Genomic DNA, 13134 nt, shown 5'->3' on the forward strand with positions numbered 1-13134 from the left:
ATCCTCCTTGTTTACGAAAGAAGCAGCTCAGCAGCGGTGTCTGAATCCGTAATCAGCACGTTCAGATAGCCGCCGTTAAGTACTGCCTTAATTGCCGAAACTTTATCTTTGCCACCAGCAACGCCAACAACGTTCTTGAGCTGGCGAAGCTTGTCCAGATCGGTACTAATGACGCGATCCTCAATTTCTGTCTGAATAAGGTTGCCGTCTTTATCCATAAAGTGATTCAGGACGTCGCCGACGGCTCCCTGCATTTTAAGCACGGTCAACTCGCCCTCGTTCAGGATGCCGTTGCGCAAAACGGTAGCGCCCTCAACTGCAGCGCCGATGCCAACCACACTCATGTCTGCATATTCCGTCATAGTGGACACGTCTTGCAGGCTTTTTTCGTCAAGAAGTGCATCGCGCACTTGGCGAGAAGAGACAACAAGTGGAGACGGCGTCAGGAACAGGTGCATGGAGTAGGCGGTTGTGCCAACGGATGGCAGGTAGTAGCTCACGCCGCCCGTAAGGCTAACAACGTTGAGTGACTCCTCGCGGTTCTTGGCGAGAAACCCCAGCATGCGGCTGACGGTATCGCCGTAGCCAATGTTGAGGTAGCCGTCCTCGCGCAGGTGATCAGAGACGTAGTGAGCTGCACCCTGAGCAATAGACTGGTTGATTGCAGAGCTGTCCAGGGGAGTGGGAACCACAAAAGCATCCTTGAGGCCAAAGCGGTCAATAAGGAGCTGTTCTGCGGAAACGCGCTGGCTATCGTTCTTTCTGAAGCTGAACTGAACAATGCCCTGAGCGCGAGCTTCCTCAAGCAGACGAATAACTTTTGCACGAGAAACGCCCATGACTTCAGCAATCTGAGCCTGGGTGTTATCTTCCATGTAGTAATACCATGCAGCCTTGGTGGCTAGTGCATAAGTTTGTTCGTCCATGCATCCTCCTGTTGATACTTTTGTTTAATGATAAAACATTTGTATCTAACATACTAGACTTCATTATAGTAATTATTCTCCCTATTAACAGGAAGATATACTACAAATACCATAATTGCGTATAGAGGTATTGCGGACTATTGTTCATGATACAATCAAAAATACCATTCACGGCAGTAATAATACCGTTTGCCGTGACGGTGCTTTGAAGAATGCCTATTTATAGATATCTTCAAAGTGTGAGATTTTGTACGGCCGTTTGTTATTTTTGGTAGGAGGTACTATGGGTGAAACTTTTGACATCGATATCGATGCCACTGACCCAAAGTCGCCTGAAGGAAAAGATGTGTGCGAGCAGTGCGACACACTTCTTTCCGTCCGCGGAATCAAGAAGTCATTTGGTTCCAACGAGGTATTAAAAGGCATTAACTTAGATTTGGCGCCTGGAGAGGTCATCTCTCTTATTGGTGGCAACGGTTCCGGTAAATCTACCCTCATGAAGATCATCATGGGTATTTACTCTGCCGATGAGGGAGAAATTTCTATCGATCGTCAAAAGGTTGATATCTCCAACCCTAAGGCCGCGCTTGCACACAGTATTTATATGGTTCCTCAGGAGCCAATGCTGTTCCCTAACATGACCGTTAGAGAGAACATCACCATTGGTTTTGAGGCTCCTAAGGCAGAGCTCAACAAGATGCTCGAAGACACCATGAAAGAGATTGGCTGGGAGCTTGACCTGGACCGCAAGGCAATGACGCTTTCCATTGCTGAGCAGGGCATGGTTGAGATTCTCCGCGGTCTTATGCGTCACTCCGAGATTCTTATTCTTGACGAGCCAACTTCTGCACTTACCTTTGACGAGGTACAGAGCCTCTTCAAGGTAGTCCAGGAGCTCAAGCAGAAAAACATTGGCATCATTTACATCACGCACCGCCTGGCAGAGGTCTTTGAGATTTCTACCAGCATTGGTATTCTGCGCGACGGCGTTATGGCTATGCGCGGCAAGGTAGAGGACTTTACGCGAGAAGATCTTGTACGCGGACTTCTTCCACCAGACGCAGCAGAGATTAAGAAAGAGATTGCCGAGAGCGCAAACATTGATTACGACGCAGAGCCAATCTTTGAACTTGCTGAGTTCACCGGCTATGGCTTTGCCGACGTAAACCTCAACATTTATCCAGGCGAGATTGTTGGTCTTGCGGGTATCGTTGGTGCTGGTAGATCAGAGATGGCTACCACCATTTACGGTATGGATAAGGTTTTGGGCGGCAAGGTATTTGTCGATGGCAAAGACATTACCGGCAAGTCCACCAAGGACGTTATTGCTGCAGGTCTGAGCTATGTCCCAGAGGATCGCTTTAACGACGGTCTGTTTAGAATTCGTGACGTTGCCGAGAACACCACAAGCTCTCTGCTTGCCAACTCTTCCCTGGGTAAGCTGCTGCTCAACCGCAAAGAAGAGGATAGGGTTTCTCAGAACTACGTTGATAACTTCCGCACCAAGGTCACAGGCCTTGATCAGGAGGTAGGCGGCCTCTCTGGTGGCAACCAGCAGAAGATTGTTATTGGCCGTGCATTCTCGGTTGCTCCAAAGGTTGTTATTTTGGACGAGCCAACTCGTGGTATTGATGCTGCTGCTCGTGGCGATGTATACGCTGTTCTGCAGGAGCTCCGTAAGCAAGGTGTTTCTATTCTTCTGATTTCTTCTGACATGGAAGAGATTATTGAGCTTGCAGACCGTGCGTTCACCATGTACCAGGGACGCATTAATCACGAGTTCAAAAAAGAAGAAATTACGCAGGACAACCTCATGTCCGCTGCATTTGGATTGTAGGAGGTGACGTATGGATCTTGTAAAGCGCCTTCTCAAGGCTAGGGGACTGAGCAGCCTCGCATTTCTGATTGCTCTCTTTATTATTGTTGGTGCAATGAATCCCGCATTCTTGACACCTGCAACAATTGCTGCCTGCTTTAACACGTCCGTTGTCTACACATTGGTCGCTGTTGGTGTGGCCTTCACCCTGTTCATTGGTGAGATTGACGTTTCTGTTGGTTCCAACCTGGGTCTTGTTGCTGTAGTAGTTGGCAGCATGCTCAGAGATGGAACTCCACTTCCTGTTGCTTGCCTGGTAGGTATTCTTATTGGTGTAGCAATTGGTCTGGTCAACGCCTGGGGCGTTGCCGTTATGAAGGCTCCATCGCTCATCTTTACCCTGGGTACCAACGGTGTTCTACGCGGTATTGTTTACGTGTACACCAATGGTCAGTGGGTTGAGAACCTTCCTAAGGAGTTCAAGGACTTCTCGGCAGTAACCGGTATTGGTGACTTCACGGTTTACTACTGCGCAGTTATCGCACTGGTTATTCTGATTCACTTTGCACTAACCCAGACCCGTCGTGGTCGCTGGTTTGCAGCAGTTGGCGATAACGCTAACGGTGCAACCCTGGTTGGTATCCCAGCTCTTCAGACCAAGATTCTGGCATACGTCATCTGCGGCGTTATGGCAGCTATCGGCGGCATTATCTTCTGCAGCCGTATTGGCTTTGTTACCCCAATGAGCGGTAACGGCTACGAGATGAAGGCTATTGCAGCCTGCGTTCTTGGTGGCGTTAGTCTGCTTGGTGGCGTTGGCTCCGTCCTTGGTGCAGCTGTCGGTTCCGTCATCATGGCATCCATCAGCTACCTGTTGGTCTTCATGGGCTTCTCGTCAAATTACGACAACGCAATTACCGGTGTCATCCTGATTGTCATTGTTGTTGTGGACGCTCTGCTTCAGCACCGCTCCATTGTTCAGAACAGACATGCCCGTCTGAACGCACGTGTTTCTCCAAAGGCAACTTCTGAGGTTCTTGCAGAGCAGATTGCAGACTTTGGTGAGACAGCTATGAGCCCTTTGGGTAAGAAGGGCGGTGTTCGCTAATGATGAAGACGCTTAAGGGATTCTTGTCCAAGGGTCAGACAAGTTGGAACATGATCCTCATTGGCCTGCTGGTACTTGAGTTTGTGATTTTTGGTGCTGCAAATGGCAAGTTCTTGCGTCCAGCACTGCTGTTTACCAGCATTAACGATAACCTGCCAGTCTTTATGATTTCGCTCTTTGTAACGCTTGTCATGGTTACTGGCGGTATCGACATTCAGGTTGCTTCCCTGGTTGGCCTCACGTCCATCACCATTGGCGTTGGCTGGCAGGACTTTGGTCTTCCTATCTGGGGCGCCGTGGGTGTTGCCTTTGTCCTGGTTGTTGCTTGTGGCGCGCTTTCGGGCTTCTTGATTGCGTACTGTCGAGTGCAAGCAATGGTTGTTACCCTAGGCGGCAGCTTCCTGTACTCCGGTCTGGCGCTGCTCATCTCCACGCTCTCCAAGACCGAGAGCTACCAGGGAATTGGTGGCTTCCCCGAGGACTTCAAGTTTGTATCTAACTTCCAGCTCTTTGGCGTCATCCCATTCCAGCTTCTTATCTACATCCTGATGCTGGTCGTCGCATTTATTCTGCTGCACAAGACCAAGTATGGTCGTCGCATCACCCTGGTTGGCGTTAACCAGAGTGCAGCTGAGTTCTCCGGCATTAACAGCCGAGCAGTCATCATGTCCACCTACATGCTCACCGCAGTTTCCGCTGTTATTGCAGGTGTTGTTCTGACCGCTTACCTGGGTACCGCTAAGTCCGACCTTGGCGCTGACCTTACCATGGACATCATCACCGCAGTTGTTTTGGGCGGCACGCTCTCCACTGGTGGTAAGGGCTCCATCGTTGGTACCGCGCTTGCTTCGTTTGTCATTGCATTCCTGCGCTTCGGCTTGCCACTGTGCTTCAAGGTAAGCCCACAGTACCTGGATATTCCTGTTGGTGTCCTGCTGGTTGTTGTCATCGTTGCTCGATCGGCAGCAAGCGGAACAAATATTGGTACGTTTTTGAAATCGCTGCTTTCTAGCAGCAGTAAAGCCAAGGCATAAGCTTTGGGGAAATTGTGCCTTAGGCACAGACAAGGGAGGTTACCTATGCAAGAGATTACTCGTCGTGGTTTTATTGGTGCCGCTGGTATCACCGCAGTTAGCGCTGGCCTCGCTCTGGCAGGCTGCAATAATGGTGGTGGCGAGAAGAAGGAAGAGACCAAGAAGTCCGAGGGCGGCGGAGACGTCAAGGGTAAGACCGTAGCATTTATTCCTAAGGTCACCGGTAACGCATTCTTCGAGTCCGCAAATAAGGGCGCACAGGACAAGTCCAAGGAGTGGGGCTTCACCGTTGATTACATCGGCGACGCAACCGCTTCCGTTTCCGCTCAGGTTTCCGTCATCAACCAGGCAGTTGCTAACGGCGTAGACGCAATCAGCATCTCCACCGTTGACGCAAAGGGCGTTTCCGACGCACTGAAGAAGGCAACCGCTGCTGGTATCGTAGTTACCACTTGGGACTCCGACGCTAACCCAGAGGATCGTACCCTCATGGTTTCCCAGGGTACTCCAGAGATCCTTGGTCAGATGCTTGTTGACATGGGCGTTGCTGGCCTCAAGGAGCGCGGCAAGGACCCAGAGAAGGACGAGATCACCTACGTCTGGCACTACTCCCAGGCAACCGTTACCGACCAGAACTCCTGGCAGGTAGCTGCACAGAAGATCATCAAGGAGAAGTATCCTAAGTGGAAGAACGTCCACGAGAACTACTACTCCAACCAGGACGCTGAGCAGGCAATCACTATTGGTGAGGCAATTCTCGACGCTTACCCAGATATCGACCTAATCATCTGCAACGACTCCACCGCTCTTCCTGGTCAGCTCCAGGCTGCAGAGAACAAGGGCTACGACGAAAAGAAGATCACCATCACCGGTTTTGCTTCTCCACAGTCCATCAAGTCCTACTGCGAGCACGGCACCATCTACAACTGGGGCCTCTGGGACTGCGCAGTTCAGGGCGCTATGGGCTGCTACGTTGCAGCATTCCTTGCAGCTGGTAACGAGGTCAAGGTTGGCGACACCATCTCCATCCCAAGCATTGGCGATGTTAAGGTTGAGCCTAACGACTCCATCGCCGAGGGCGCAAAGACTGGCGACAAGAACAACGGCGTTGTCCTGCTTCCTGAGCGCCTTGTCTTCACCAAGGAGAACATGAACAACTACTCCTTCTAATCAAGGCGTAAGTTCACGGCGTAAGTTTGCGGCTGGCGAGAAGACCGATCTTCTCGCCAGCTTATGAGGTAATTCAGCCGCAGAGGGAAGTGGTCTTCCTAGGGCGGTCGCCCAAAGAGGCGCGTCCAAGAAGCGCGTTCTCTTACGAGGCAGCTTCGCCGAAGAAGGCGCCTCCTCTGCGTGCTTTAAGGTTTTATTGAAAGGATTTTCATGGCAGATCTGGACGGATTGAAAGTAGCTAAGGATTATCACGTAGACACTCCTTTTGCTAACAATCAGGGATTTTATGTAAAGGGTGCAAACAACCTCGACTGGGGTATGCAGAAGCACCTCTCCAACATCTTTGATCCAAAGAGCGGCAACACTGTAATGTTCGCATTTGACCACGGTTACTTCATGGGTTCAACCGCTGGTCTCGAGCGTCTTGACCTGCTGCTTCCACAGCTTGCTCCTTACGTTGACTGCTTCATGGGAACCCGTGGCGCAATCAGGACCTGCGTTTCTCCTGAGGTTTCTAAGGGCATCGCTCTTCGTGTTTCTTCTGGTTCTTCTATGTTGCAGGCAGACCTCTCTCACGAGGTTATCGCTGTTGACATCGAGGACGCTATCCGTATGAACGCAGACTGCATGGCTGTTCAGACCTTCATCGGCGCTGATGGCCAGCTCTCCAGCATCGATAACCTGAGCCAGGTTATCAACGCTGGCTTCCGCTACAGCATTCCTACCCTTGGCGTTTGCGCTGTTGGTAAGGACATGGAGCGCACCGGTCGCTTCTTCAAGCTTGCAACCCGTATCATTGCTGAGATGGGCTGCCAGATTGTTAAGACCTACGACTGCGAGGGCTTCGAGGAAGTTGTTGCAGCATGCCCAGTTCCAATTGTTGTCGCTGGTGGCAAGAAGCTTGCTGAGCGCGACGCTCTGCACCTTGCATACGACGTTATCCGCAAGGGTGCGCGCGGCGTTGACATGGGCCGCAACATCTTCCAGAGCACCCATCCTCTGCAGATGGCTGAGGCTGTCCGCATGATCGTTCACGAGGGCGCAACCGACGCTCAGGCATGGGAGTTCTTCGAGGACGCAACCCACTAAGCGCGCACAGGTCCACGCGACCTCCAAGTGCGGCATTGTCGCAGGTACGACGGGTGCGAGCCCGCACGACCTCCGGGCGTAAAAGCGCTGATCACACGTGGTTTTCTCATGTGGCGAGAAACATACTGACCTTGAGCTGGTAATCCTTTCGGATTACCAGCTTTTTTCTGTAGCGTGTTAGCATTGTCTTTAAGCTTGGCGCGCAAAACAGTGCAGCTTTGGTAGGTCTCGCTGGGGATCGCCTAGCTTTTAACCACGATAACCAGAAAACTAGAGCATCTTGCCTGACGGCTAGGTGGTCTCACTAACCGATATACATTTATATGCATAAACTATATTTAATATGCTGAATAATGAATAGAGAAATATAAAGAATTTAACTATGGGTAAATTCCGCTTCTAAGGAACACACCTATGACAGATATTCTGCACAATTGCGGGCATATTACACACCTAATGAAGATAATCTGCACGTTTGAGGTATTTTCAGCGTAATGTATACGTCTTTTTGACAGATTATCTGTCTTAGGTGTGTTTTGGAGGTCCGAAATTTGCCTCCTGAGTCGATGACGAGAAAGCCCGTTTTTTCGCAAGCTATGTACCTGCGATTTTATGTGATTGCATATTTTATAAGTTCGGAGATTTATATAAAAAATTTCATGGCAACTTTTGGGTCACACTTGAATCACATTCAAGATGTATTTAAGAGCTATTGCCATGTCATTGCCATGACATTCGTAGAAATCCAAAAGATATTTGTGCAGCTATTTGTAACCCTTTCCGGAAAATTTAAATCAGCTTAACAGCGATTTAACACCCCTTCTGTTGTACTAGAGCCAGGAGAAGGGAGTATCTATGAAATCAAAGCAAACTTGCGGCTGGAGCTGCCGCCTACGTATCCTACCTATTCTATTTTTGCTGCTAGGATGTGCATTTGTAGTCTATGGCGCTTCTCGCGGAGAGGTTAGTGTCGTATTGGGAAAAGCGGTACGAATCTGCCTTGAGTGTGTAGGTATTGGTTAGGTGACCTGCGGTGAAAGTGCTCTCAGGGATAAAATTTCTTGGAAAGAAAGTGCGAGAATTTATCACTAAAAGAGGTTTTGTACAGGCATGCGCAACCTTTCTGACCAACCCTCACCTAACAAATTTTGCTAAGGGAACTATCTATACTGGTCCTGCAAAGTCAGTCTGTGTTCCTGGGCTTAATTGCTATTCTTGCCCAGCAGCTACGGGCGCTTGTCCCATTGGAGCATTTCAGGCGGTAGTTGGATCTTCTAAATTCAGCTTCTCGTATTACATTACGGGCATTTTGATTCTTATTGGAACTTTGCTGGGCAGGTTTGTCTGCGGATTTCTTTGCCCATTTGGCTGGGTACAAGATCTTCTCCACAAGATTCCATTCCCAAAAAAATTTAGCACTAAAAAGCTCAAAGCCTTGCGCTACTTGAAGTACGTCATATTAATTGTGCTTGTCTGGGCTCTACCAGCTTTGATTCAAAATGCCGTAGGAATGGGAGAGCCTTATTTCTGTAAGTATGTTTGTCCACAGGGAATTCTTGAGGGAGCAATTCCGCTTTCTTTAGCAGATGTCAGCATTAGGGCAGCTCTGGGCACACTTTTTACGATGAAGTTCAGCATTCTGGCAACTGTCGTACTGTTGAGCATCATGTTTTATCGTCCTTTTTGCAAATGGATTTGCCCGCTCGGGGCTTTTTATTCTCTGTTCAATCGCATCTCAATTTTGCAGTATCGAGTTGACGAGAAGACCTGTGTAAGCTGCGGAAAGTGTGCGCGTACATGCAAGATGGACGTAGATATTACGAAGAATAACGCAGCTCTTGAGTGCATTCGCTGTGGAGAGTGCATAAAGGTATGTCCCGTTCATGCGATTGATGCAAAACTCCTGTTAATCAACAAGAAAATTGAGCAGTCGGAAAAGGTTGCTACAGCAAAGCACTTGGCTGATCTACAGGCGACAAGCTCAATAAAGTAAGTGTCATAAAACGTGTATAGCTACGTTTCGTACGTAGAAAAGACAGAAAGGACTATGAAATGAAAAAATTCGTAACAAAATCTCTGACGTATGTCGCCGGCCTACTTATGGCAGTTGCGCTTGTTGGATGTAGCGTCGGCGGCACTGGCAACACAGGCACAACAACCGCTCCAACTGCCGAGCAGCAGAATTCCGCTGCAGTTCCACCTGAGGCAGCATCAAAATTGCACCTCAAAGACGGTGATACCTTCCCAGATTTTAAGGCAACAGATATCACTACTGGCGCTACCTATGACAACACCGTCTTTGGACAGAATAAGGTCACTGTTTTGACCTTCTGGTTCAATGGCTGTACTGGTTGCATTCAGGAGATGCCAATGCTTCAAGAACTTGCTGATACCTATAAGGACAAAGGTGTCAATGTCTTGGGTGTCAACGCTGAAGCCGCATATACAGACGACGCTAAGAAGGAGGCTGTGAATATTCTCCAGAAGCAGGGCGTTACCTATGGAAACGTCGCTCTTGATCCGCATAGCGACGGCGGCCACGTTATCGAAGGCCTAACAGCGTTCCCAACTACTATGGTCATCGATCAGAACGGTAGACTCGTGGGCGATCCAATCACCGGTGGAGCCAACAAGCTCCAGGGTAGCGAACTTCAAAAGCGCGTTGACCAGGCTCTCGCTCAAGCAAAGTAGGTTATAGAAACTTACATACCGCTCACGGCACACGGCGAGAAGAACTTCTCGCCGTAGGGTTCAATCGGTTAGCATTTGTAGTGTTGTAGAAGTACGCCTGGGCTGAGTCACTTGAGCTTGGCCCAGGCGTACTCTAATACTTGCAAATAGCATCAAGCTGCATTTGAAAGGGAAGAATTGAAAATCCTTGTAGTGGAAGATGAAAAAGAGCTTCTTGCCTCTATTGGAGAGGGGCTTGAGCTGGACGGTTATTACGTTGATCTTGTTGACAACGGCACTCAGGCTCTTGAAATGGCTCAGCTTGAACAATATGACCTGATTCTACTTGACCTCAACCTTCCTGGTATCGATGGGCTTGATTTGCTACGCGCCCTGCGTGCAGAGCACTCAGAGACTAAAGTATTGATTCTTTCTGCGCGGTCATCGGTATCTGATCGCATTGTTGGATTAGATGCGGGCGCTGATGACTACCTTATAAAACCCTTTGCGTTTGGTGAGCTCGAGGCCCGTATGAGGACACTCTTGCGCCGCGAATATACGCATGGAGAAGCGTCTTTGACGTTGGGAGAACTTCGGTTTGACACTACGGCTCGACAAGTTTTTGTTGGAGACGCTCAGGTTAATTTCACCAAGAAAGAGCTCGCAATTCTAGAGTATCTGATGCGACATGCTGGAGCGGTTGTGAGCAGTGAAGAGCTCATGACTCATGCATGGGACAGCAACGTGGACTTATTCAGCAATTCTGTGCGTGTTCACATTTTTTCAGTACGAAAAAAGTTACGAGAAGCTCTTGGATATGACCCAATTTCTAACAAAGTAGGAGAGGGTTATTGCTTTAAGAGGGACAGCGATGACTAAGATAAGTGAAATAATCCCAAAGCCAATGCAGTCAATTCGCGCCCAGCTCACCCTTTTTATGGTGGGTTTATTGGTGTGCTGTTGCGTTGTTTTGACTTGGCTTGTGTATCGCTCGACTTCTGAGCTGCTGGAACTAGCGGCAGCCAACGCCATCAATCAGGGAGCCCTTTCTATCGTTTTGGATGTAGATGCTATCGAACGCTCTATTTTGTTTGACGCGCTGGGTATCTTGCTTGTTGTGATTGTTGCAGGAAGCTGTGTAGCTTACTTTTTAATTGGCCACTATACCAAGCCAGTTCAACAACTCTCTGCTCACATGAAAGAAATTAGTCCAAATACATTGTCTGATTCCATTGCAATTGAAGGCGGTGGAGAAGAGATTCAAGAGCTGGTTAAGTCATTTAATCAGATGACTGAGCAACTAGATGAAGCATTTGCAATGCAGAGGCGCTTCTCGGCTAGCGCAGCTCACGAGCTTAGAACGCCAATTGCAGTGCTAAGAACCAAGCTGGATGTTTTTAAGAAAAAGAAACGCGAACAGCATGAATATGACGAGCTTGTAACTACGATAGAGACATACATTGACCGCCTATCTTCCATCATCACTGACCTTTTGGAATTTGCGGAGACATCTGAGCTAGGAGAGGTTGAGGACGTTTCTCTTGATTCAGTAATTAAAACGGTCGTGGATGATCTTGAATCGGTTGCTCAAAATAATATGATCAACATGCAGATTGACGAACAGTCCATGACTCAATCTGAAGCACAGACCTTTATCGTTAAAGGAAATACCAACCTGCTATATCGAGCTCTTTACAACCTGGTTGAAAATGCCATTCGTTATAACAATGAAGAAGGTTCAGTCAACATTACTCTAGAAACCAGGGGTCAAGAAGGCGTGATTATAATTGCCGATACAGGAGTAGGCATAGCTCCTGAGCAAAGAGAACTTGTATTTGAGCCGTTCTACAGGGTGAATAAGTCACGATCCAGAGAGTTTGGCGGTGCGGGTATTGGTCTCTCGCTGGTTAAAACTATCTTAAAGCGACATGGAGCTTCCATAACAGTCTCTGAAAACAACCCTCAGGGTTCTGTATTTACCATTAGGATTCCGCTGGTTAATTCAATAGATTTTGACTAACTTCTACATACTTTATCGGTGCTGCCGTTTGGAGACAGGACAAAATAAGACAGAATGCTATGAGTCAATACAGGGTACAATTGTCCTACATAATAATACCTGTTCAAAGGCAGAAATGATGTTTTTAAAAGAACGCCAAGATAAGATTGTGGAGTTCGTTAATACAAACGGAAGAGCTACAGTAATTGAGCTTTCAGAAAAGTTTAGCGTTACTGAAGACTGCATCAGGAAAGACCTTAAGCACCTTGACGGTCAGGGTCTTTTAAAGCGTGTTTACGGTGGTGCTATCAGCACATCGGTCCAGCCTAACTGGAATATCAGCACTCGCATCAATACCAAGATCCCCGAGAAGCGCATTATTGCAGACAAGGCTTATGAGCTCATTGAGCCAGGTGAGACCGTCTACCTGGACATTTCCACAACTAATATCGCCTTGGCAGAGAAAATCGCTGCTGGCACTAAATACATGACGGTCATTACCAATATGATTGACATTCTACAAGCACTGAGTGGAAATCCTGCCATCAAGGTTATTTCGACCGGTGGAACCGTTAACTATGAGCTCAACAGCTTTTACGGATCGGCGGCAATTCAGACACTCGAGTCATATCATTTTGATAAGGTGTTCATGGGTGCTATTGGCATTAACTTGGATACGGGTGAACTTCTCACCTACGATATTGACGACGGAGCCGTTAAGCGCCAGGTAATCAAGACGGCCTCTCAGGTTATTCTTATGGTTGATCATGAGAAATTCAGTTCATCGGGAAGTTATGCCTTTGCGCACTTCGATGATGTTACGACAGTAATTACAGATAAGTTGACGGAGAAGCTCAAAGATCAGCTTGCTGCCTTTGACGTGATTTGTAAGTAGATTAGAATCCACAACATAATCTCTAAAACAAACCCCGCTTGATAAATTCAAGCGGGGTTCATGTTCTGCATGTAATTTTGCCTGTGCTGTAGGCTATTTACCAGCTTTGCCTAGCCAAGTTCTGACTTAACCTTTGCGATAATTGCAGGAGCAGACTTGATAACGGTTGCTGCAGGAAGCTTAATCTTTGGAAGATCAGCAAACCTCTCGACATCCTTGATGGGCATGTCAGTGGTAAGAACAACTGCTGTTGCGCCAGCAAGATCCTCAGCGGTAATAGCGTTCTCGATGCCAATAGAACCCTGAGTCTCTACTTTGCACTCGATCTGCTCTGCTGCACAAGCGTTCTTCAGAGCCTCAGCTGCCATGTATGTGTGAGCAACGCCAGATGGACAAGCAGTTACAGCTAAAATCTTCATAGCCGCTC

Annotated in this window: 13 protein-coding genes; 11 read left to right on the forward strand and 2 right to left on the reverse strand. The window is 48.2% G+C overall.

Annotated elements, in window-relative coordinates; translation table 11 throughout:
- Nucleotides 1–11: 11 nt before the first annotated feature.
- Nucleotides 12–926: a sugar-binding transcriptional regulator gene (locus ACO5GU_RS03765; protein ID WP_484846107.1), complete on the reverse strand. Its 915-nt coding sequence runs from the start codon at nucleotides 924–926 to the stop codon at nucleotides 12–14.
- Between the two features lie 283 nt (nucleotides 927–1209).
- Here ACO5GU_RS03765 and ACO5GU_RS03770 point away from each other — a divergent pair, with 283 nt between their 5' ends.
- The 11 genes from ACO5GU_RS03770 (at nucleotide 1210) to ACO5GU_RS03820 (ending at nucleotide 12707) form a co-directional block, all read left to right on the forward strand.
- On the forward strand, nucleotides 1210–2763 hold the full coding sequence (locus ACO5GU_RS03770) for a sugar ABC transporter ATP-binding protein (protein WP_484810579.1): 1554 nt from the start codon (nucleotides 1210–1212) through the stop codon (nucleotides 2761–2763).
- 10 nt (nucleotides 2764–2773) lie between these two features.
- Nucleotides 2774–3850, forward strand: coding sequence for an ABC transporter permease (locus ACO5GU_RS03775; protein ID WP_484930193.1), 1077 nt, complete (start codon nucleotides 2774–2776; stop codon nucleotides 3848–3850).
- Nucleotides 3850–4884 carry an ABC transporter permease gene (locus ACO5GU_RS03780; protein WP_484849826.1) on the forward strand — a complete coding sequence of 345 codons (1035 nt, stop codon included), beginning with the start codon at nucleotides 3850–3852 and terminating at the stop codon, nucleotides 4882–4884. The genes ACO5GU_RS03775 and ACO5GU_RS03780 overlap by 1 nt, the downstream gene beginning before the upstream one ends.
- A gap of 45 nt (nucleotides 4885–4929) precedes the next feature.
- Nucleotides 4930–6054 (forward strand): substrate-binding domain-containing protein, encoded by a 1125-nt coding sequence (locus tag ACO5GU_RS03785; protein WP_484814577.1) that lies wholly within the window; start codon nucleotides 4930–4932, stop codon nucleotides 6052–6054.
- 210 nt (nucleotides 6055–6264) lie between these two features.
- Nucleotides 6265–7143 (forward strand): 3-hydroxy-5-phosphonooxypentane-2,4-dione thiolase, encoded by an 879-nt coding sequence (lsrF, locus tag ACO5GU_RS03790; RefSeq protein ID WP_484930195.1) that lies wholly within the window; start codon nucleotides 6265–6267, stop codon nucleotides 7141–7143.
- Between the two features lie 855 nt (nucleotides 7144–7998).
- Nucleotides 7999–8166: a CD1871A family CXXC motif-containing protein gene (locus ACO5GU_RS03795; RefSeq protein WP_484930197.1), complete on the forward strand. Its 168-nt coding sequence runs from the start codon at nucleotides 7999–8001 to the stop codon at nucleotides 8164–8166.
- 49 nt (nucleotides 8167–8215) lie between these two features.
- Nucleotides 8216–9136: a 4Fe-4S binding protein gene (locus ACO5GU_RS03800; RefSeq protein WP_484918308.1), complete on the forward strand. Its 921-nt coding sequence runs from the start codon at nucleotides 8216–8218 to the stop codon at nucleotides 9134–9136.
- A 59-nt stretch (nucleotides 9137–9195) separates the two neighbouring features.
- Nucleotides 9196–9834 carry a TlpA family protein disulfide reductase gene (locus ACO5GU_RS03805; protein ID WP_484930199.1) on the forward strand — a complete coding sequence of 213 codons (639 nt, stop codon included), beginning with the start codon at nucleotides 9196–9198 and terminating at the stop codon, nucleotides 9832–9834.
- Nucleotides 9835–10011: 177 nt separating this feature from the next.
- A complete protein-coding gene (locus ACO5GU_RS03810; protein ID WP_484918309.1) occupies nucleotides 10012–10692 on the forward strand; it encodes a response regulator transcription factor in 681 nt (226 codons plus the stop codon).
- Nucleotides 10685–11833, forward strand: a complete 1149-nt coding sequence (locus ACO5GU_RS03815; protein WP_484930202.1) for a sensor histidine kinase — start codon at nucleotides 10685–10687, stop codon at nucleotides 11831–11833. Before ACO5GU_RS03810 ends, ACO5GU_RS03815 begins: the two co-directional genes overlap by 8 nt.
- Before the next feature lie 118 nt (nucleotides 11834–11951).
- The gene (locus ACO5GU_RS03820; protein ID WP_484930204.1) at nucleotides 11952–12707 is read left to right on the forward strand and encodes a DeoR/GlpR family DNA-binding transcription regulator; all 756 of its coding nucleotides are present in this window, start codon (nucleotides 11952–11954) and stop codon (nucleotides 12705–12707) included.
- A 110-nt stretch (nucleotides 12708–12817) separates the two neighbouring features.
- Here ACO5GU_RS03820 and ACO5GU_RS03825 read toward each other — a convergent pair whose 3' ends face one another.
- Nucleotides 12818–13126, reverse strand: a complete 309-nt coding sequence (locus ACO5GU_RS03825; protein ID WP_484930206.1) for a PTS fructose transporter subunit IIB — start codon at nucleotides 13124–13126, stop codon at nucleotides 12818–12820.
- Nucleotides 13127–13134: the final 8 nt, after the last annotated feature.

The sequence above is a fragment of the Lancefieldella sp. genome (assembly GCF_057237245.1).